This is a genomic window from Mycolicibacterium pyrenivorans (genome assembly GCF_025821625.1).
In the GTDB taxonomy this organism is placed as follows: Bacteria; Actinomycetota; Actinomycetes; order Mycobacteriales; family Mycobacteriaceae; genus Mycobacterium; species Mycobacterium pyrenivorans.
Genome location: NZ_JACKSH010000269.1, coordinates 36,907 through 57,607, shown reverse-complemented (window position 1 = coordinate 57,607; position 20,701 = coordinate 36,907). Strand labels below are relative to the sequence as shown.

Below are 20,701 nucleotides of genomic sequence, written 5' to 3'. Positions count from 1 at the left end.
TCGTCACGTGATGACCGCGCCACCACCCCCGCCGCCGCCCTACGGTCCGCCACCGGGCGGGGGGTACCCACCGCCGCCTCCGCAGCCGTACCAGGGTGGGCAGCCCGGCGGCTTCCCCGCACCCCCGCCCCCGAAGAAGAAGGGGAAGGGGTGGGTGATCGCCGCCCTGGTGCTCGCGGTCCTGGCGGCGGTCGTCATCGGGGCGGTGATCCTGCTGCAGGCGTTCGGCGACGGCAACGTGACGGCCACCGACGTCAAGGTCGGCGACTGCCTCGCCGAGATCCCCGGCGGCGACCAGGTGGCCCGGGTCCAGACCATCGGATGTGACCAGCAGCATGCCGGCGAGGTGTTCGCCGTGCTCTTGATGCCCGACGGCGACTTCCCCGGGCGGGAAGCGGTCGAGGCGTACCACAAGAGATGCAGCCCCGAACTTGCCTCCTACTCGCCCGCGTCCATGACCGACGACTCGGTTCAGCTCTACGTCCTCTACCCGACCGCCGAGACATGGGAGGACGGGGACCGCGCTGTGATCTGCATCGCCACGCTCGACCCGCCCCGGACCGGGTCCATAAAAGGCTGATACCTCGGGTACCGTCTCCACCATGACTTCGGAGCATCTCGACGTGGTCATCGTGGGCGCCGGGTTTGCAGGTATCGGCGCCGCGATCCAGCTCAAACGGATGGGTTACGAGAACTTCGTGATCCTGGACCGCGAGGACGACCTCGGCGGGACGTGGTACGTCAACCATTACCCCGGCCTGGCCGTGGACGTTCCCACCACCACCTACTCGTACTTCTTCGAGCCGAATCCGAACTGGTCACGGCTCTTCTCCACCGGCAACGAGATCAAGCAGTACGCCGACGACGTCGCCGACAAATACGACGTACGTCGCCACATGCGGTTCAGCACGACGGTCGAGAGCGCGCGGTGGGACGAGGACGCCAAACAGTGGCGCGTCGCCCTCGGCGACGGCGAGACCGTCTCGACCCGTTTTCTCATCACCGCCACGGGTTTCCTGTCTCAACCGCACGTCCCCGACATCCCGGGGATCACGGAGTTCGACGGCCGGATCATCCACACCACCGCCTGGGACGACTCCTACGACCCGACGGGTGACCGAGTCGGGCTCATCGGCACCGGCGCCACCGCAGTGCAGCTCATCCCGGAGTTGGCGAAGAAGACAGCTGATCTCACCGTGTACCAACGGACGCCGATCTGGGTGGTGCCCAAGGCCGACTTCCGCTTCTCCGAGAGCGCCAAGCGACTCTTCGCTCGGGTACCGCTGACACAGCGGGTCATCCGCGCCGTGACCGACGCCCTCTACGAGATGTTCGTGTCGATCGGCGTCGTCCACTACCAGGTCACCCGCGGCCGGTTCAACATCGCCGCGGGCGACCTCGCCAAGATGCACCGGTTCGTGTCGATCCGCGACAAGGAACTGCGTGCAAGGCTCACCCCCGACTACGACTTCGGGTGCAAGCGCCCCACCTTCTCCAACAGCTACTACCGCACGTTCACCAAGCCGCATGTCCACCTCCAGGACAGCGGGATCGCCCGCATCGAGGCCGACGGCATCGTTTCCAACGACGGCACCAAGACCGTCATCGACACCCTGGTGCTCGCCACCGGTTTCGACCTGTGGGAGGCCAACTTCCCCGCGATCGAGGTGATCGGACGGCAGGGGCGCAACCTCGGCAAATGGTGGCGTGACACCAGATTCCAGGCCTATCACGGTGTCTCGATGCCGCTGTTCCCCAACTACCTGTCCCTGGCGAGCCCTTACGCGTTCCTCGGGTTGAACTTCTTCAACACGATGGAGTACCAGATGCGGCACATGGATCGGCTCTTCGGCGAGGTGAAGCGCCGTGACGCAACGACTTTCGAGATCACCGAGGAAGCCAACACCCGTTACCTGGACCGGATGACCGAGCTGCTCGGCGATTCGATCTTCACCAATGGCGACTGCGCATCCGCGAGGTCGTACTATTTCAACCCCAGCGGGGAACCGACGCTGTTGCGCCCCACCTCGACCAAGGCCGCGATCCGGGAAGCCTCCAGCTTCCCGGTCAGCGACTATCAGTTCAACTAGGAGGACCCTCAGTGCCGAAAGAGAATTCGCGTGCCGCGACCGTGACGGGGCTCGCGCTGGCGGGCGCCGGACTGTCGCACTTCGTCGTCCCGCAGTTGTTCGAGGGCATCACCAAGCCGATATTCCCCACGAACACCCGGCAGTACGTGTACATCGACGGTGCCATCGAGACCGCCGTCGGGCTTGGGCTGGCCGCCCAGAAGACACGCAAGCTGGCACTGGTGGGGCTGGCCGGCTACGGGCTCTACTTGGTCGGCAGCGCGGTGCGCAACCGGTAGCGCCCGAGCAGCGTCACATCCACCAGCCGTTCCACCGTCGTCCTGGCCTCGTGCGAGTTCGAGTAGCGCATCAGCCGGCCGAGGTCGATGACCAGCGACGTGGCGGCGTGCACGGCGAAACGCGACTGTGCGGGCGTCCATTCCGGGCGCACCGCGCCCATGAGCTCGACCCACGACTCGACCGTCGACCGCTGCAGGTCGCGCAGTATTCGCTGGTCGGCCGCGCTGAGATTGAGCCGTTCGCAGTAGTAGACATTCTCGAGTTCGGGTTGTGCGAAGGACCGCGTCACGTAGGCGTCGATCACGGTTGCCAGCGCCTCCTCGGGGTCGCTGACCGTCGCGACGATCGTCGACAGTTCGGCGGACAGCCGATCGGAGGCACGGCGGAACGCCGCGGCGAGGATGTCACTCTTTCCCGAGAAGTACTTGTAGATACCGGAAGTCGGCATCCCGACCGCTGAGGCGATGTCGTCCATGCTGGTTTCGCGATAGCCGTTGAGGTTGAACAGCCTCATCGACTCGGTCAGCAGCGCTTCGTACTTGGATGGCTCGACTCGTCGGGGTGCGACCTCGGGTTCCTGATGCTCGGGCACGTCGGGCAGGTCGACGGACAGCGCCGTGCGGACGAGCTGGGTCAACAGATCGTGCACCTGGGCGGCGGGCAGCTTGGCCCGATGGTCGACGATGCTGCCGACAATCGAGAGCACCGCCGTCGACAGCGTGAAGCGTTGCCGCGACGTCAGCTCGGGGCGCAGCGCCGTCAGGGGGCGATGAATCCGCTCGTGCACGGTGCGCAGCTGGTCGTTGAGCATGGCCTGGTCCTCACCATGCAGATACCGGGCTTCCCACCGGTAGAGGCCTCCCGATGACCGGTTGGCCATCGCGGTCTCGATGAGCGCCGACACCAACTGGTCGAGCACCTGCTGAGGGTCGGCACCGTCTACCTGGGCGGTGCAGTCCACGAGCTGCTGGCCGAGGTTGAGGACCGCGCCGCGGAAGAGTTCGTACTTGCTCGAGTAGTGCCGGTACAGCGCGGCCGCCGAGATCCCGACCCTCGAGGCGATGGTCTCCATGCTGACACCGTGGTAGCCCAGCGCGCTGAACGCCTCGGCGGACGCGCGCGCGATCTGCGCCTTCCGATCCTTCGGCCTGCGTCGGATGCCGCTGACATCACGGCCATCACCGTCTCCGGCGGTGCGCGCCATGGCGCCCACGATATCGGACCTATGATCACGCCGTGCGCTCCCCGGACGGACCGGATCTGCAGCGACGGCTCGGCACCTTCGACACCGTCACCATCGGCCTCGGCTCCATGGTCGGAGCGGGGATCTTCGTCGCGCTCGCACCGGCGGCCGCGGCAGCCGGGTCCGGACTGCTCATCGCGCTGGCGGTGGCGGCCGTGGTGGCGTTCTGCAATGCGATGTCCTCGGCCCGGCTGGCCGCCCGTTACCCGGAGTCGGGCGGCACCTACGTGTACGGCCGCGAACGCCTCGGCCCGTTCTGGGGCCACACCGCGGGATGGAGTTTCGTCGTCGGCAAGACGGCGTCGTGCGCGGCGATGGCGCTGACCGTGGGTTACTACGTGTGGCCGGAGTACGCCAAGGCGGTGGCGGTGGCATCGGTGGTCGCGCTGACGGCCCTCGGCTACGCGGGAATCCAGAAGTCCGCACTGCTCACCCGCGTCATCGTGGCCCTGGTCCTTGCGGTGCTGGCGATGGTGGTGGTGGTCGTGCTCGGCTTCGGCGACGTCGACTCGTCCCGGTTGGTTCCCGACGGCACCGGCCTGGGCGTGCTGCAGGCGGCCGGTCTGCTGTTCTTCGCCTTCGCCGGGTACGCGCGGATCGCGACGCTCGGTGAAGAGGTTCGGGATCCGGAGAAGACGATTCCCCGCGCCGTTCCGCTCGCCCTCGGGATCGCTTTGGTCGGGTACGCGGCGGTGGCCGTCGCGGTGCTCGCGCAGTTGGGCAGCGCGGGGCTGGCCGCGGCCGACGCGCCCCTGTCGGAGGCGGTGCGCGCCGCCGGCTTCCCGGCACTCGTGCCGGTGGTCGGCGTCGGCGCCGCGATCGGAGCGCTGGGAGCCCTGCTCGCGCTGCTGCTCGGTGTCTCTCGGACCACGCTGGCGATGGCCCGCGACCGCCACCTGCCGCATCTGCTGGCGGCCGTGCATCCGCGTCACCGGACGCCGTACCGTGCCGAACTGGCCGTCGGCATCGCCGTGGCGCTGCTCGCCGCCGTGGTCGATGTGCGCAGCGCCATCGGCTTCTCGTCGTTCGGGGTGCTGCTCTATTACGCGATCGCCAACGCGTCGGCACTGACACTGGACGCGGGCCGGGTGCTGCCCGCGATCGGGCTGGTCGGTTGCCTCGTACTGGCGGCCACGCTTCCGGTGACCGCGGTCCTGGCGGGAACGGCGGTGGTGCTGGTGGGCATGCTCACCTACTTGGCTGGCGGCAGACGCCGTCATGGTGTCTAGTCGCATGGTGAACCTTGCCTGGAAGCCGGTCGAGTCGCGGTCCGACCCCGACTTCGTCGTCGCCCCCGACGAACGCCTGAGCTGGCTGAGCACCCTGGGCCTGGGAGCTCAGCACGTGGTGGCCATGTTCGGCGCCACGTTCCTGGTCCCCGTGCTCACCGGTTTCCCGCCGGCCACCACGCTGCTGTTCTCCGGCGTGGGAACCATCCTGTTCCTGCTGATCACCGGTAACCGGCTGCCGAGCTATCTCGGATCCAGCTTCTCGGTCATCGCGCCGGTCACCGCTGCGGTCGCGGCGCAGGGCACCGGCAGTGCGCTCGGCGGCATCGTCGCGGTCGGCGTTCTGCTCATCCTCGTCGGTGGCATCGTTCACCTCGCAGGCACCCGATGGCTGGACCTCACCCTGCCGCCCGTGGTGACGGGCGCGATCGTCGCGCTGATCGGCTTCAACCTGGCACCCGCGGCGAAGACGAACTTCGAGGCGGGCCCGCTGCTCGGTTTCGTCACGCTGGTCCTGCTCGTCGCCGCGCTCGCGTTCTTCCGCGGGATGATCGGCAGGCTCGCGATCTTCCTAGCCGTGGCCGCGGGTTACCTGCTCGCCCTGCTCCTCGGCGACGTGGACACCTCCGGCATCGCGTCCGCGCCCTGGATCGGCCTGCCCGAGTTCCAGACACCGACCTTCTCGCTCGCGGTGCTGCCGATGTTCCTGCCAGCGGTGACCGCGCTGATCGCCGAGAACATCGGCCACGTCAAGTCGGTCGGCCAGATGACCCGCACCGACATGGATCCGCTGATGGGCCGTGCCCTGGCCGCCGACGGGGTCGCCACCACGCTGGCAGGCTTCGGCGGCGGGTCTGCCACGACGACGTACGCCGAGAACATCGGGGTCATGGCGGCGACGCGCGTCTACTCGACCGCGGCGTACTGGGTCGCCGCGGCGGTGGCGATCGTGTTGTCGTTGTGCCCCAAGGTGGGTGCGACGATCTCGGCGGTCCCGGCGGGCGTGCTCGGCGGGGCCACGGTGGTGCTGTACGGCCTGGTCGGCATCCTCGGCGTGCGGATCTGGCTGACCAACCACGTCGACTTCTCCAAGCCCGTCAATCAGATGACCGCCGCCATTCCGCTGATCATCGGCATTGCCGACTTCACCTGGCAGGCAGGCAGTCTGACGTTCACCGGCATCGCCCTAGGTTCGATCGCCGCGTTGCTCATCTATCACGGCATGCGCCTGCTGGGCTTCAGACAGCGCGATTAGGGCGTACGCCGGTGCCGCTGGTCCCGCGGCGGCACCCCGTTGACACCGTCTGTCGACTGGGCGTAGGTCCCCACCGCGAAGGCGACGGCGGCGGCCATGATCCCCAGCGCGTCGCGGTCGACGTTGTCGATGGTGTCCCGACCCGTGTGGTAACCGGGATCGAAGGCGATCCCTGCCCGGCCTCCCCAAAGACGTTCCTGCACTTCTGTCTTCGGCTGCGACGAGCCCGTGGTGAGTCCCCCGATCGGGATGCCGGCGGCCAGGAAGGGCGCATAGTCGGTGTTTCTGCCCAGCGGCACGTCCGCGGGCCGCACCCCGGCCAGATTGAGCCGGCCCGCCAGCGTGCGCTCGATGCCGGCCGACCCGTCGGGCGCGGCGTCGATCTCGGGACCGGGTTGCGCGGACTGATCCCCGTCGTCGGTGAAGTAACCCGCGTTGGGTGACGCGATCATGTCGAAGTTCAGGTACAGCGCTATGTCGTCGAGTTGCTCGCCGGTCAACGAGCGCACGTAGTCCGTGGACCCGTCGGTCGAGATCTCCTCGGCACCCCAGAACGCGAACATCACGGTGTTTCCCGCCGCCGGTTCGGGGCCGAGCTGCAGCGCGGTCTCCAGCACCGCGGCGACCCCGGAGCCGTTGTCGTTGATGCCGGGGCCCGACCGCACGCTGTCGAGGTGCGCACCGACGGCGACGACGTTGTCGGTGTCACCGGACCTGGTCTGCGCGATCACATTCCGCGAAGTGGTCATCACCGGTTCGTTGTCGAGCAGCAGGGTCACCGGAGCGTCGGTCCGGCGCAGCGCCGCATCCGCGGTCGGGTCGATGATGCCGACCGGCACCGTCAGGTGGTTGTAGTAGCCCGGCGAGAACAGGCTCGGTGGCGCACCGACCGGCTTTGTCGGGCTGGCCCGGCTGACCACGAGCATCCCCACCGCACCCTCGGCGAGCGCGGCGGCCTGCTTGTCGACGATCGAGCACCCGCTGTCGTCGACCACGGCGATGGCGCCCTCGACCGACGCGGCCCCGTAGTCGGCCACCGTGCATCCGGCGGGCCTGCCGGGCCGCAGGGTGAGGGCACGCAACCCTCCCGGCGGTGTGGTGGTCAGCAACGACGCCTGCTCCACCCGGTGATCGCGACCCGAGACGGTGAGCGCGGGCTTACCGCCGCGGGATCCCGAGAGGCGCTGGAACTCCGGGGTCTGAACCTCGAACCCCCTGTCGCGCAGCAGGCGTGCGAGATAGTCGACGCTGGCCTGGTGCCCCGGCGTGCCGTCGGCGCGGTTCCCGTCGTTGACGTCGGCGATCTTCTGCAGCTCCACGAGATGGCGGTAGACGCCGTCGACGGTCACCTTGTCCGCGAGCAAGGGACCCAGCGCCGGGGCGGGTGCCGGGGCACTCGACGAGCAGGAGACGACGGCACTCACCGCCACCGCGGCGGCGACGGCAGGTCGCCACCGGATTCTCATGACTCGGTCAGTTGGTGGCGGGTCCGGTCATCGCGGACCGGTAACCCGTTGCGGCCACGCTGGTCCTGCGCGTACAGGCCCACCACGTAGGCCACTCCGCCGCCGTGGATCTGCAGCGCCGTGCGGTCGATCTTGTCGAGGGTGTCGGTGGACTTGTGATAGTTCGGGTCGAAGGGTTCATCGGCCTTGCCGCCCCAGACCTCGGCCTGCTGCACGGACTTCTTCTCCTCTGCGCCCGAGAAGAGGCCTCCCGAAGGAACTCCCGATTTCGTGAAGCTGTCGTAGTCGGACCTGCCGTCGAAAGACGTGTCCTCGGCGGGCTTGCCTTCGCCGTCGAGGTAGGCCACCAGGGTGCGCTCGATGCCCGCCGAGCCCTCCGGCACCCGGGGCACTCCTTCGCGCTCGTCGAGCCTTCTCGACTGGTCCCCGTCGTAGGTGAAGTACCCGGGGTTCGGTGATCCCAGCATGTCGAAATTCAGGTACAACGCGATGTCCTTGAGCGCGTCGACATCCAGCGATTCGACGTAGTCGCTGGAGCCGAGCAGGCCGAACTCCTCGGCACCCCAGAATCCGAACCGGACGGCGTTGTTGACCTGCGGTGAACTCCCCAGTTGCAGAGCGGTTTCCAGCACTGCCGCGACACCGGATGCGTTGTCGTTGATGCCCGGCCCCTCGGCGACGCTGTCGAGGTGCGCGCCGACCATGACGACGTCGGCCGTCGATCCCGTCTTGGTCTGCGCGATGACGTTGCGGGTCTTCTCGACGCGGACCCCGGCGTTGAGCCTGATCGCCACGGGCGCGCCCGACTGCGCGCGCACCTGCGCGCCCGCCGCCTTGGTGACGCTGATGACCGGGATCAACACATCGGTCTGATCCCCCAGGGTGCCGCCGGAGATCTCCTCACCCTCTTCGTTGTTCGCGACGATCAGCGCCACGGCGCCGCGCTCGGCGGCGACGGCCTGCTTCGCGCCGAACGGGCACGAACCGCGGTCGACCAGCACGATCGCGCCCTCGACCGGGAGCCCGTCGTAGTCGCCGGCCGTGCAGCCCGGCGTGTCCTCGACTCGTGCGGCCACCAGCAGGCCGGTCACGCCCTCACCCTCGGTGCCGATCGTGTACTCCATCGGTTTGGCGGGCACGGCACCGCCCGCGACGGTCAACGACGGCTCGTCCGCCCAGGGCAGACGGACATCGAACTCGGGGGTTTCGACGTCGAATCCCTTGTCCCGCAGTGCGTTGACGACATAGTCCACGCTCGCGTCGTACCCGGGGGTGCCGAGCGCGCGGTTGTCGTCGTGGGCGTCGGCGATCTCCTGCAGTCTTTCCAGGTGCGCCATGGTGGCATCGACGGTGACCTTCTCGCGGAGTGTGTCGGCGAACTGCGACGCCGCTGCGGCGTCGGTATCCGATGAGGGCGCGGGGCGGGTCTCGACGCGGGCGCAGCCACCGATCGTAAGGACGGCGACGGCCAGCACAGCCGTGAGCGTCCGTCTTGTCCTCGTCACGACACCACGTTAGCGCGAGTCCAAATAGTCCAGGACCGCGTCGGCGACGACGCGCGGCTGTTCGATCTGCAGGAAGTGTCCCGCGGACGGAATGGTCAGCACCCTGCTGCCGCTTGGCAGCACGGTGGCGACCTGTTCGGCGTATTCCGCCATCATCGCGCCGTCCTGCGCACCCTGCAGGTGAAGGACGGGCGCCCGCGGCAACTCGAAACGCCACCGGTCCAGCTCGCGGTACCGCGGCGCCGGGCGCGACGGGCGGGCCAAGGCGCGGTAGTAGGACACCGCCGCCCGCCGGTGCGCGGGGCTCGGGAGGGCGGCCAGAGCCTCGTTCAGTTCGGCGTCGGTCGGGTAGCCGGGTGGCCCCCAGTCGCGCCACAGCCGCGGGATGACCCGCGGGAGCAACCGTTCGGGCAGCCCGGGCAACTGGAAGAACACGATGTACCAGCTGTTGCGCAACTGCTGCGGCATCATCCGCAGCTGACGACCGACCGGACCGCGCGTCTTGTTGATCGCACCCACCGGAGGCACCGCCATCGAGATGTGCTCGGCGAACGGTGAGTCCGGATACGCGGCGATCGCGCTGCTGGTGAAGGCACCCCAGTCGTGGCCGATCAGCACCGCGTCGGCGGGTGCGCCGAGTTCGGTGTGCACCGCCAGCGCGTCGTACATCAGCGCACCGATGTGATAGTCGCCGTCGGCGGCGGGACCGGTCGGCGCGTATCCGCGGGAGAACGGGGCGACCACCCGCATGCCCCGCTCGGCCAGCAGCGGCGCCATCTTGCGCCACCCCCACGCGCTGTCGGGGAAGCCGTGCAGGCACAGCACGAGCCGGCCATCGGCGGGGCCCCACGACAGCGCGGCGACATCCAGGTGCGGGAGCTTCAGCTGGAGGGTCTGCGGTTCGGTCACGATGGTCGAAAACCCTTTCTTCTCATGTCAGGCATCCCGACGATGCACCGTGACGACCGCCGCGACGAACACAACGGCGACGACGGCGGTGAAGTACCCGACCGATCCCGGGACACCCCAGTGCCACGCGTATCCCGGGAACAGCCATTCCACCTCGAGGAACCTGAAGGCGTTGGCGAACGGCAGATAGGGGCCGAACTGCGCGCCCCTGCCCGGCAGATTGCCCAGCAGCGGTTCGACGAGCAGCGGCCACAGCAGAAGGACCGCAACCGCCCCGGCGGTGTGGCGCAGCAGTGCGGCGACACCCACGCCGAGGACCGCCGCCAGCGCCGAGTACAGCGCGATCGCGCCCGCGGTTCGCCACACATCCGCGAGCGGCACCCGCGCCACCAGCACCGACCCGACGACCATGGTCGCTGCCGCCACACCGGAGAACACGGCCGCGACAACGGCTTTGGCGACGAGTACCAGCGTTCTGTCCGGCGTGGCCATGAACGTGGTGCGCACCATCGCGGTGCGGTACTCCCCGGTCACCGTCATCGCGGCGACGACCATCAGCACGGGCACCCCGAACACCGCGACGCCGAGGGCCGCCGCAGGCACCGTCAGCCGCTCGTTGCCGTAGGTGGTGGCTGCCTGGAGCGCGGCGATGCCGAGGCTCAGCGCCGCCGCCGCCCCGGTCGCCCACAGTGGCGACCGGATAGTGGTCAGCTTGATCCGCTCGGCGTTCATCACCGCGGCCGCCGTCATCAGCCGGGTCATGTCCGCCCGCCCCGGTACTCGGTCACATCGTCGGTCGACGACAGGTAGGCCTGCTCCAGCGAGACCTGCTCGGCGCGCAGTTCGTGGAGGACGATCGAGTGCCGGGCCGCCAGCTCCCCGACCGCTTCGGTGGGGGCGTCGTGCACCGTGAGCGCGTCGGGCTGCACGTGCACCGTCAGCCCGGCGCCGGTGAGCACGTCGCGCAGCGTGTCCAGCTGCGGGCTGCGCACCCGGACCGTGGCTCCGCCCGAGCGGGCGATGAACTCGCTCACCGTGGTGGATGCGATCAGCTTGCCTCTTCCGATGACGACGAGGCGGTCGGCGGTGTTCGCCATCTCGGAGAGCAGGTGGCTGGAGACCAGCACGGTGCGCCCCTCGCCTGCCATCGTGCGCATCAGCGTGCGGACCCAGTGAATGCCCTCCGGGTCCAGTCCGTTGACCGGTTCGTCGAACAGCAGTACCGGCGGGTCACCGATCAGCGCGCCCGCGATGCCGAGGCGCTGGCTCATGCCCAGTGACAGCGTGCCCGCGCGGGCGCCCGCGACGGTGGTGAGGCCGACCATCCCGAGGACCTCGTCGACGCGGCGGGCCGGGATGCGGTTGGTCGCGGCGATCCAGCGCAGGTGACTGCGGACCGACCGGTTCGGGTGGACCTGCCGGGCGTCCAGCAGCGCACCGACCGTCCGTAGCGGATCGGGCAGAGCCCGGTAGGCCCTGCCGTCGATGGTGGCGGTGCCCGACGTCGGACGGTCGAGACCGAGGATCATCCGCATCGTGGTGGTCTTGCCGGCTCCGTTGGGGCCGAGGAACCCGGTCACCACACCGGGCTCGATCGTGCACGTCAACCCGTCGACGGCCCGGACAGCTCCGTATGTCTTTGTCAGGGAGGTCATTTCGATCATGTTCCGGTCGCGGCGACGACCATGTCGGCGACCGCACGCATTCCTTCCGCGTTGGGGTGCAGCGGAGCGGGACGGCGTGGCACCGGCCAGCCGAACCGGGTCGTCCACGGCTGGGACGACCACGCATGGTGGTCGCGGCTGGCGTCGGCGGCGGTGACCAGGCCACACCCGGTCGCCGTGGCCGCCGCGGCCGTCAGACGCGCGAGGTCCGTCGCCACCTCGCGACCGAGCGCGGCATCCGGTTCGCGCAGCGGAGGCGCCGGTACGCCCTGAGGCGGGAGCAGCGTGAGGTAGTCCACGAAGAGCACGGTCGCGTCGGGCGAACGTCGGCGCAGTGTCCGTCCCACCTCCACGAGTGATTCACCGACCTCGGAGAGCGCCGACTCGCGGGTCGCGGGGTCCAGCAGTGCGCGCAGCCTCGCCCCGAGGACCGGGAACGATCGGGTGAACCGGGGCAGGCCCGCGGCGAACAGCATCGGCACATAGCCGATGTCGTTCCCGCCGATCGTGACCGTCACCAGGGTCTCGGTGCCGTCGAGGGTGTCGACCTGCGGCGGCGCACCCCGCTGGGAGTCGGTGAGCACGTGCGCGGTGGTGGCGCCGGAGAACGTGACGTCGACCAGGTCGAGGCAGAGGGACTGCGCGACGAGGTGCGGGTAGTTGCGGGCCGACCGCCCGGCAGCCCTCGGCGACCCATCGGCGCGGGGCTGGATCCCCGGCCCTGCGGCCATCGAACTTCCCAGCGCGACATAGCGGTTCACCACAGAGCGGGGCTGCTCGCCTGCGCCCAGAACCTCTTCGGGATACGGCCCGCCCGCCGGGCCAGGTAGCCGCCCTTGACCGCGGCGGCCATCGCCGCGGCCATCATCGCCGGATCGGCCGCCCGGGTGACCGCGCTCGCCAGCAGCACCCCGTCGCAGCCCAGTTCCATCGCCAGCGCGGCGTCGCTCGCGGTGCCGATACCCGCGTCCAGGATCACCGGCACGGAGGCCTGTTCGACGATCATCTCGATGTTGTGCGGGTTGGCGATGCCCAACCCGGTGCCGATCGGCGACCCCAGCGGCATGACCGCGGCGCAACCGGTGGCCTCCAGCCGGCGGGCCAGGACGGGATCGTCGTTGGTGTACGGCAACACGACGAACCCGTCATCGACCAGTTGCTCTGCGGCCCTGACCAGTTCGACGGCGTCGGGCAGCAGGGTCCGCTCGTCGGCGATGACCTCGAGCTTGACCCAGTTGGTGTGGAGGGCTTCGCGGGCCAACTGGGCGGTCATCACGGCTTCCGCCGCCCCGCGGCAACCGGCCGTGTTGGGCAGCGGCGTGATGCCGATCCGGGCCAGCAGTTCGAGCACGCCCGAGCCGCTGTCGGCGTCGACGCGGCGCATCGCGACGGTGGTGAGCTCGGTTTCCGAGGCGATCAACGCCGCCTCGAGCACCGCGAGGTTGGCCGCCCCGCCGGTGCCGAGGATCAACCGCGAGCCGAACTCCCGGCCCGCGATGCTCAGCTTGCCCGACAGATCAGGGGAGGTCGGATCAGCCACCCTGCACCGCCGTCACGACCTCGACCTTCGCCCCGTCGGTGAGAGCGGTGTCCCACTGCGACCTCGGGAGCACCGACCAGTCGACCGCCACGGCGATGCCCTTCTCCGGGAATCCGAGCCATTCCAGCAGCCCCGCGACGGTGATCTGCTCGTCGACCTCGACTGCTTCGTCGTTCACCACGACCTTCATCTCACCCCCACGCTCATCAGGTCCTCAGCTCCGGCCAGCGGCGCGCCGCGAAGCTCGGCGGCGATCGCCTCGGCGGTCCACGGCGCCAGCAGGAAACCCGACCGGCCGTGACCCGCCGCGACCAGTGTGCGCGCATCGAGCCTGCCGACCAGCGGCAGGTTGTCGGGGGTCATCGGTCGCAGGCCTGCGGCGCACTCGGCGAACTCGTACTCACCGAGTGCGGGCACCACCGCGCAGGCGTCGTCGAGCAGTTCACGCACCCCCGTCACCGCGGGAGCGGTGTCTCGACCGTGTTCGTACTGCGTCGCGCCGACCACCACGCCGTCGGCCCTGGGAACCAGGTACACCTGACGGCCGTGCACACGCGCGCGGATGACGCGCTGCGGCACGGGCATACACCCTTTCCGCCGGCGCAACCGGAGGACCTCGCCCTTCACCGGACGGATCGGCAGCCCCGGCCACAATGCGGGCGCATCGAGACCGTTGGCGATCACCACGGTGTCCGCGGCATCGGCGCCGATCTCCGCGAGGTCGTGCACCGGCGGCGCCCATCGGACGCCGAGGCGGTCGCAGTGCCCGGCGAGCGCGTCGACGAGAGCTCTGTTGTCGACCGCCAGCTCCGTCTCGGCGATGAAACCGTGGCGGATGCCCTGGGCGAGAAGGGGTTCGACATCGCGGGCGGCAGTCGTCAACGTCACCGGATGTCCCTGCGCGCGCAGCCATTCGCCGACGGTCGACAGGTCGGCCGCGTCGGCGCGGTCGACGGCGACGACCAGCGACTGGCGGGCGGTGATCACCTCGGGCGGCAGGCCGTCCAGGAAATCCCGGTGCCACAGCTCGAGGGACGCCAGGCCGAGCCGGAGCAGGCGTTCCTCGCCGGGCCAGCCCTCACTGTGCGGTGCGAGCATCCCGCCTGCCACCCAGGAGGCGCCGCGCTGCTCGGTCCGGTGCACGCGGACCCTCCAGCCGTCCTGGGCGGCGCGGCGCGCGACGGCCAGGCCGATGACGCCCCCGCCGATGACGGCCAGGTTCTTCCCGGTCGTCGGCATGATTTGCTCCCTTCGCCGGCATGATCCGGATCAGGTGTGACGGTAAGAGCGGCGCGCTCACTCTCAGTCCCCGTGCCCGGGACTCCCGTGTGGTCGGTTACCAGCCTACGTCGACACGGGGTTAGCGTTCGCAGTGTGAGTGAGTCACCCGCGACGGCCAGATTGCGCCCGGCATCGCTGTACCTGTGCACCGACGCCCGCCGCGAACGCGGCGACCTGGCGGAATTCGCCGACGCAGCGCTCGCCGGCGGCGTCGACATCATCCAGCTCAGGGACAAGGGGTCGGCAGGCGAGCAGCGGTTCGGTCCGCTGGAGGCCCGCCAGGAGATCGAGGCGCTGGCCACGATCGGCGACGCGGCACGACGCCACGGCGCGTTGCTGGCCGTCAACGACCGCGCCGACATCGCACGGGCCGCCGGCGCCGACATCCTCCACCTCGGCCAGGACGACCTGCCGCTGCCGATCGCCCGCGACATCGTGGGCGAGGTGATCCTCGGCCGCTCGACCCACGACATCGACCAGGTGAAAGCCGCGGTGGCCGAGGACGGCGTCGACTACTTCTGCGTCGGCCCCTGCTGGCCCACGCCCACGAAGCCGGGCCGCCCCGCACCCGGACTGGACCTGGTCCGCGCCGCTGACGCGCTCGGCACCGACAAACCGTGGTTCGCCATCGGCGGAATCGATGCGGCCCGGGTGCCCGACGTGGTCGCCGCGGGCGCGCGTCGCATCGTGGTGGTCCGCGCGATCACGGCCGCCGAGGACCCGAAGGCGGCGGCCGAACAGCTGACCGGGCTGCTCAGCTCTCGCGGTTGACCATCAGCGGGATCGACGCGGCCACGCTGCGCAGCCGCTCCCAGCTCGCGGCGAAGCCGGGATGCAGCGGCAGGTCGGCCACCTCGTCCTCGGCAACCCACCGCAACTCCGCGCTTTCGCGGTTGGGCACGGTGTCCAGCTGTTCCCCGGCGTCAGCGATGACGGTCGTGTACGTCCACCCGGACACTTCGGCGGTGACGATCGTGGTGCGCACGACCAGTTGATCGGCGGGCAGCCCGGCTTCCTCGTGGGCTTCGCGCACCGCGGCCTGCTCGACGGTCTCGTGGCTGTCGCGGGCACCGCCGGGCAGCCCCCAGGTGCCTCCCTGATGACTCCACGCGGCGCGATGCTGAAGCAGCACCGCGGCCGATCCGTCGGGGCGGGGCGCCCGCAGCAGCAGCCCCGCCGCGCCGTGCCTGCCCCAGTAGGCGGCACCGTTGGCCGACACCACCCAGCCGTCACCGTCCCCGCGCACGCGTTCAGGATAGGGAACCGACCACGAAATCGGGGTGGTGGGCGCCAATCGCCGTCCGTGAATACCCACACGTCGGACCGGTAGCTCTTAGACTTCTTTCATAGAGTGGGGTCAGTCGGGACGACAGCCGGAGAGATCGAGACCAAGATGAGGTCCGCGCACACGTGACTGTGGAGTTGGCGCATCCCTCGACGGAACCTCTTGCGTCGCGGTCGCCGTCGACCCCGGCGCATCCGCGGTGGTGGTTCATGTGGACGACGCCGGGCCGCATCCTCAGCATCGGCTTCGTCCTGGCCGCGCTCGTGGTCGCCAGCGCGTTCGCGACGTCGACGACGATCAACGATCGCCAGCAGGCGCTGACCACCGTGCTCAACCACACCGAGCCGTTGTCGTTCGCGGCCGGGCAGCTCTACACCACGCTGTCGGTCGCCGACGCAGCCGCGGCCACCGCGTTCATCGCCGGCGCCGAACCCCGCGCCGTGCGCCAGCGCTACGAGCAGGCGATCACCGATGCCGCCGTCGCGGTGACGCGGGCATCCAGCGGCCTGACCGACGAGCCGATGGTGCAACTGCTCGGGCGCATCAACGCCAGGCTGGCGGTGTACACCGGGCTGGTCGAGACCGCACGCACCAACAACCGCGCGGGCAACCCCGTCGGCTCGTCGTATCTGTCCGAGGCGTCGTCGCTGATGCAGCAGCAGATCCTGCCGGACGCCCAACGCCTCTACGAGGAGACCTCGGCGCAGGTGGACGTCGAGACCACCGCGTCGACCCGGATTCCCGGCCCGGTGATCCTGGTGGTGCTGGCCACGCTGCTTTTCGGCGCGTTCGCCAACCGCTGGCTGGCCAAGCGCACCCGAAGACGGGTCAACATCGGGTTCGTCGCGGGCGGATTGGCCGTGCTGATCATGTTGATGTGGGTGGGCACCGCGTTGGTGATCTCGACCTCCGACAGCCGCAGCGCCAAGGACACGGCGGCCGAGTCGCTCAAGACGGTCACCAACCTGGCGATCACCGCTCAGCAGGCACGGGCCGACGAGACGCTGTCGCTGATCCGTCGCGGCGACGAGAACGTGCGAAAGCAGTCCTACTATCAGCGGATCGACCTGATGCAGGAACAGCTTGCCCGTTATCTCGCCCGCGACGACTCGATCGACAAGACCGACCTGTCCGACGCCGACAAACTGCTCGACCGGTGGCGCGCCGCCGACGACCGGATCACCGCCTACATCGCGGTGGGCAATTACCAGGCCGCGACTCAGGTGGCGCTGGGAGTCGGCGAAGACGACGCCACGCCTGCGTTCGACAAGCTGGACGAGGCGCTCAGCAAGGGCATCGAGCAGAGCCGCAGCCAGTTGCGCAACGACATCGTCAACGCCCGCCGGGTGCTGTCGGGGGCCACAGTCGGCGCCGCCCTGTTGAGCGTCGCGGCGGCGGTGGCGGTGGCGTTGGGGATCTGGCCGAGGCTCAGTGAGTATCGGTAGGCGGGGACACATGAACAGGACACTGGGAGCTCTTCTCGCGGCGGCACTGCTGCTGGGCGGGTGCGCGCAGGCGACGCCGATGGTCGCCACCCCCGCTGTCACGTTGGCGCCGCCGACACCGTCGGGGATGGACGAACTGGCGCCGGAGCCTGCGCGGCCGTCCACCGCGGTGGACGACGACTGCGACCGGCGGGCGAGCCTGCGGCCGTTCGAGACCAAGGCCGAGGCCGACGACGCGGTCGCCAACATCAAGGCGCGGGGTCGACTGCTCGTCGGGCTCGACATCGGCAGCAACCTGTTCAGCTTCCGCGATCCGATCAGCGGTGAGATCACCGGCTTCGACGTCGACATCGCCGGCGAGATCGCCCGCGACATCTTCGGAACCCCGTCTCAGGTGGAGTACCGGATCCTGTCGTCGGCAGACCGGATCGAGGCGCTGCAGAGCAACCAGGTCGACGTGGTGGTCAAGACCATGACGATCACGTGCGAGCGCAAGAAGCTGGTGAACTTCTCCACGGTGTATCTGACGGCCAACCAGCGGATCCTGGCCCCGCGCGACTCGACGATCAGGGAAGCATCGGACCTGTCCGGCAAGAGGGTCTGCGTCGCCAAGGGAACCACGTCGTTGCAGCGGATCCAGCAGATCACCCCGCCGCCGCTGATCGTCGGCGTGGTGACGTGGGCCGACTGCCTGGTCGCGCTGCAGCAGCGTCAGGTCGACGCGGTCAGCACCGACGATGCGATCCTGGCCGGGCTGGTGTCCCAGGATCCCTACCTGCACATCGTGGGCTCCTCGCTCAACGAGGAGCCGTACGGCGTCGGCATCAACCTGCAGAACACCGGCCTGGTCCGGTTCGTCAACGGCACGCTGGAACGGATCCGCCGGGACGGCACGTGGAACACGTTGTACCGCAAGTGGTTGACGGTGCTGGGACCGGCACCCTCCCCACCTGTCGCGAGGTACACGGACTGATGGCCGACGAACGTCAGGACGTCGAAGAGCACGACGAGGACCCGGGGACCCAGCCCGCGAGCTACTCCGACCTCGCCGACCTGTCCGACGATTCGATGTCGACGATGCGGCCGATGGCCACCCAGGCGGTGTACCGGCCCAACTTCGACGACGAGGACGACGACGACTCGTTGCAGACCGGCGACACCGAACCGCAGGACCACTCGACAACGGTGATGCGCACGGTGTCACCCACCCGCCGCCTCGGCGGTGGCCTCGTCGAGATCCCGCGGGTGCCTGCGGTGGACCCGTTGGCCGCGCTGATGACCGACCCCGTCGTCGCCGAGTCGAAGCGGTTCTGCTGGAACTGCGGACGGCCTGTCGGGCGCTCGACGCCGGACGGGCGCGCGCTGTCGGAGGGCTGGTGCCCTCACTGCGGCAGCGCGTATTCCTTTCTGCCGCAACTGTCCGTCGGTGACATCGTCGCCGACCAGTACGAGATCAAGGGCTGCATCGCCCATGGCGGACTCGGCTGGGTGTACCTGGCGTTCGACAAGAACGTCAACGACCGTCCGGTGGTGCTGAAAGGCCTGGTGCATTCCGGTGACGCCGAGGCCCAGGCGATCGCGATGGCGGAGCGGCAGTTCCTCGCCGAGGTGACCCACCCGGGGATCGTCAAGATCTACAACTTCGTCGAACACGAGGACAAGCACGGCAACCCGGTCGGCTACATCGTCATGGAGTACGTGGGCGGGTCGTCGCTCAAGCAGGCCACCCGCCACAAGAAGACCGACGGCGCGCGGCTCCCGGTCGCCGAGGCCATCGGCTTCATGCTCGAAATCCTTCCGGCACTGGGCTATCTGCACGCCAACGGGCTGGTCTACAACGACCTCAAGCCCGAGAACATCATGGTCACCGAGGACCAGCTCAAGCTCATCGACCTCGGCGCGGTGTCGCGCATCAACTCGTTCGGATACCTCTACGGCACTCCCGGCTACCAGGCTCCCGAGATCGTGCGCACCGGCCCCACCGTCGCCACCGACATCTACACGGTCGGGCGGACGCTGGCCTCGCTGACGCTGCACCTGCGCACCCGCAAGGGACGCTATGTCGACGGGCTGCCCGAGGACGATCCCGTTCTGGCCGAATACGACTCGTTCGGCCGGCTGCTGCGCCGCACGATCGATCCCGACCCGCGCCGGCGTTTCCAGTCCGCCGAGGAGACGGCAAGTCAGCTGATGGGTGTGCTGCGTGAGGTCGTGGCGCAGGACACCGGGATGCCGCGCCCCGGTCTGTCGACGGTGTTCAGCCCCTCGAGGTCGACGTTCGGCGTGGACCTGCTCGTCGCGCACACCGACGTCTACCTCGACGGTCAGGTCCACTCGGAGAAGCTCACCGCGCAGGAGATCATCAAGGCGCTTCAGGTTCCGCTGGTGGATCCGACCGATGTCGGCGCGACGGTGTTGTCGGCGACGGTGCTGAGTCAGCCTGTGCAGACCCTGGATTCGCTGCGCGCCGCCCGGCACGGGGCGCTGGACTCCGAAGGCATCGACCTGACCGAGTCGGTCGAGCTTCCGCTGATGGAGGTCAGGGCGCTTCTCGACCTCGGCGACGTCGGCAAGGCCACCCGCAAGCTCGACGACCTCGCGGAGCGCGTCGGCTGGCGCTGGCGGCTGACCTGGTTCCGCGCCGTCTCGGAGCTGCTCACCGCCGACTACGACTCGGCGACAAAGCATTTCACCGAGGTCCTGGACACCCTTCCTGGTGAGTTGGCACCGAAGCTGGCGCTGGCGGCCACCGCCGAGCTGGCGGGCTCGGACATCTCTGTAACCCCCGCGCGCAAGTTCTACAACACCGTGTGGTCCACCGACCACGGTGTCATCTCGGCGGGGTTCGGCTTGGCTCGCGCGCAGTCGGCCGAGGGGGAACGCGACGCCGCGGTCCGCACCCTCGATGAAGTCCCGGCCACGTCACGGCATTTCACGACCGCGCGATTGACGAGCGCGGTGACGCTGCTGTCGGGACGGTCCTCCAGTGAGATCACCGAGCAGCACATCCGCAACGCCGCCCGCCGCGTGGAGGCGCTGCCCGACAGTGAGCCGCGGGTGCTGCAGATCCGGGCGCTGGTGCTGGGCACGGCGATGGACTGGCTGGCCGACAACACCGCCAGCACCAACCACATCCTGGGTTTCCCGTTCACCGAGCACGGCCTTCAGCTCGGCGTCGAGGCCTCCCTGCGCAGTCTCGCCAGGGTCGCGCCCACGCAGGCTCACCGCTACGCACTGGTCGATCTGGCCAACAGCGTGCGCCCGATGTCTACCTTCTGAGCTCGATATAGGTGCTGACGACGTCGATCAGCGTCTGCAGATGCCCGTGACGATGGCGACTTTTCCGTCGAGTTCGGCCGTCATGGCCAAAATGATCACATGTTTGATGTTTTTTACTAATCGCCCGGCAACTGCGGAATCCGTTGCTGAGACGTCAAACTTGGCGCAACGCCCACCGGTGTTTGCTGAGCCCGGCGTTCGCGACCAGCAAACATGCAGGTGAGCGGTCCC

At 69.1% G+C, this 20,701-nt stretch carries 20 protein-coding genes; 9 read left to right on the top strand and 11 right to left on the bottom strand.

Translation table 11 applies throughout. The annotated features are described in order from the left end of the window. Positions 1-10: 10 nt before the first annotated feature. The 3 genes from H7I57_RS29725 to H7I57_RS29715 are packed head-to-tail and all read left to right on the top strand — an operon-like array spanning position 11 to position 2,368. Positions 11-580, top strand: a complete 570-nt coding sequence (locus H7I57_RS29725) for a septum formation family protein (RefSeq protein WP_264028120.1) — start codon at positions 11-13, stop codon at positions 578-580. A gap of 22 nt (positions 581-602) precedes the next feature. Continuing rightward, complete coding sequence (locus tag H7I57_RS29720) at positions 603-2,090, top strand: flavin-containing monooxygenase (protein ID WP_264028118.1); 1,488 nt, start codon at positions 603-605, stop codon at positions 2,088-2,090. A gap of 11 nt (positions 2,091-2,101) precedes the next feature. Then, positions 2,102-2,368, top strand: a complete 267-nt coding sequence (locus tag H7I57_RS29715; RefSeq protein WP_264028117.1) for a DoxX-related protein — start codon at positions 2,102-2,104, stop codon at positions 2,366-2,368. Here H7I57_RS29715 and H7I57_RS29710 read toward each other — a convergent pair. Beyond that, the gene (locus H7I57_RS29710; protein WP_264028116.1) at positions 2,335-3,573 is read right to left on the bottom strand and encodes a TetR/AcrR family transcriptional regulator; all 1,239 of its coding nucleotides are present in this window, start codon (positions 3,571-3,573) and stop codon (positions 2,335-2,337) included. The two genes, H7I57_RS29715 and H7I57_RS29710, sit on opposite strands and share 34 nt — an antisense overlap. 32 nt (positions 3,574-3,605) lie before the next feature. Between H7I57_RS29710 and H7I57_RS29705 the strand changes: the two genes are divergently transcribed. Further along, positions 3,606-4,841 carry an APC family permease gene (locus H7I57_RS29705; RefSeq protein ID WP_264028115.1) on the top strand — a complete coding sequence of 412 codons (1,236 nt, stop codon included), beginning with the start codon at positions 3,606-3,608 and terminating at the stop codon, positions 4,839-4,841. 4 nt (positions 4,842-4,845) lie between these two features. Next, positions 4,846-6,096 carry a uracil-xanthine permease family protein gene (locus tag H7I57_RS29700; RefSeq protein ID WP_264028114.1) on the top strand — a complete coding sequence of 417 codons (1,251 nt, stop codon included), beginning with the start codon at positions 4,846-4,848 and terminating at the stop codon, positions 6,094-6,096. On the opposite strand, the gene H7I57_RS29695 is transcribed toward H7I57_RS29700, so the two are convergent. Genes H7I57_RS29695 through thiO form a run of 9 tightly spaced genes read right to left on the bottom strand, consistent with a single transcriptional unit; the run spans position 6,093 to position 14,419 of the window. Next, on the bottom strand, positions 6,093-7,562 hold the full coding sequence (locus H7I57_RS29695) for a M28 family peptidase (RefSeq protein ID WP_264028112.1): 1,470 nt from the start codon (positions 7,560-7,562) through the stop codon (positions 6,093-6,095). The two genes, H7I57_RS29700 and H7I57_RS29695, sit on opposite strands and share 4 nt — an antisense overlap. Further along, a complete protein-coding gene (locus H7I57_RS29690) occupies positions 7,559-9,067 on the bottom strand; it encodes a M28 family metallopeptidase (RefSeq protein WP_264028110.1) in 1,509 nt (502 codons plus the stop codon). The genes H7I57_RS29695 and H7I57_RS29690 overlap by 4 nt, the downstream gene beginning before the upstream one ends. Before the next feature lie 9 nt (positions 9,068-9,076). Continuing rightward, entirely contained in the window at positions 9,077-9,976 is a 900-nt protein-coding gene (locus tag H7I57_RS29685) for an alpha/beta fold hydrolase (RefSeq protein WP_264028108.1), read from the bottom strand. Positions 9,977-10,003: 27 nt separating this feature from the next. After that, on the bottom strand, positions 10,004-10,726 hold the full coding sequence (locus H7I57_RS29680) for an ABC transporter permease (RefSeq protein ID WP_264028131.1): 723 nt from the start codon (positions 10,724-10,726) through the stop codon (positions 10,004-10,006). 8 nt (positions 10,727-10,734) lie between these two features. Next, positions 10,735-11,640: an ABC transporter ATP-binding protein gene (locus H7I57_RS29675; protein ID WP_264028107.1), complete on the bottom strand. Its 906-nt coding sequence runs from the start codon at positions 11,638-11,640 to the stop codon at positions 10,735-10,737. Beyond that, positions 11,637-12,401, bottom strand: a complete 765-nt coding sequence (locus H7I57_RS29670) for an SGNH/GDSL hydrolase family protein (RefSeq protein WP_264028106.1) — start codon at positions 12,399-12,401, stop codon at positions 11,637-11,639. Before H7I57_RS29670 ends, H7I57_RS29675 begins: the two co-directional genes overlap by 4 nt. Then, positions 12,398-13,156: a thiazole synthase gene (locus H7I57_RS29665; protein ID WP_264028130.1), complete on the bottom strand. Its 759-nt coding sequence runs from the start codon at positions 13,154-13,156 to the stop codon at positions 12,398-12,400. Before H7I57_RS29665 ends, H7I57_RS29670 begins: the two co-directional genes overlap by 4 nt. Before the next feature lie 16 nt (positions 13,157-13,172). After that, positions 13,173-13,370: a sulfur carrier protein ThiS gene (thiS, locus tag H7I57_RS29660; RefSeq protein ID WP_264028105.1), complete on the bottom strand. Its 198-nt coding sequence runs from the start codon at positions 13,368-13,370 to the stop codon at positions 13,173-13,175. Beyond that, the gene (gene thiO / locus H7I57_RS29655; protein ID WP_264028104.1) at positions 13,367-14,419 is read right to left on the bottom strand and encodes a glycine oxidase ThiO; all 1,053 of its coding nucleotides are present in this window, start codon (positions 14,417-14,419) and stop codon (positions 13,367-13,369) included. The genes thiS and thiO overlap by 4 nt, the downstream gene beginning before the upstream one ends. Before the next feature lie 135 nt (positions 14,420-14,554). Here thiO and thiE point away from each other — a divergent pair, with 135 nt between their 5' ends. After that, the gene (gene thiE / locus H7I57_RS29650; RefSeq protein WP_264028103.1) at positions 14,555-15,232 is read left to right on the top strand and encodes a thiamine phosphate synthase; all 678 of its coding nucleotides are present in this window, start codon (positions 14,555-14,557) and stop codon (positions 15,230-15,232) included. On the opposite strand, the gene H7I57_RS29645 is transcribed toward thiE, so the two are convergent. Then, positions 15,216-15,707, bottom strand: coding sequence for an NUDIX hydrolase (locus H7I57_RS29645; RefSeq protein ID WP_264028102.1), 492 nt, complete (start codon positions 15,705-15,707; stop codon positions 15,216-15,218). The genes thiE and H7I57_RS29645 overlap by 17 nt on opposite strands. A gap of 164 nt (positions 15,708-15,871) precedes the next feature. Here H7I57_RS29645 and glnX point away from each other — a divergent pair, with 164 nt between their 5' ends. Genes glnX through H7I57_RS29630 form a run of 3 tightly spaced genes read left to right on the top strand, consistent with a single transcriptional unit; the run spans position 15,872 to position 20,470 of the window. Next, entirely contained in the window at positions 15,872-17,191 is a 1,320-nt protein-coding gene (gene glnX, locus H7I57_RS29640) for a protein kinase G-activating protein GlnX (RefSeq protein WP_264028101.1), read from the top strand. Positions 17,192-17,201: 10 nt separating this feature from the next. After that, entirely contained in the window at positions 17,202-18,164 is a 963-nt protein-coding gene (locus H7I57_RS29635; protein ID WP_264028100.1) for a glutamate ABC transporter substrate-binding protein, read from the top strand. After that, on the top strand, positions 18,164-20,470 hold the full coding sequence (locus tag H7I57_RS29630) for a serine/threonine-protein kinase PknG (RefSeq protein WP_264028099.1): 2,307 nt from the start codon (positions 18,164-18,166) through the stop codon (positions 20,468-20,470). Before H7I57_RS29635 ends, H7I57_RS29630 begins: the two co-directional genes overlap by 1 nt. Positions 20,471-20,701 lie beyond the last annotated feature (231 nt).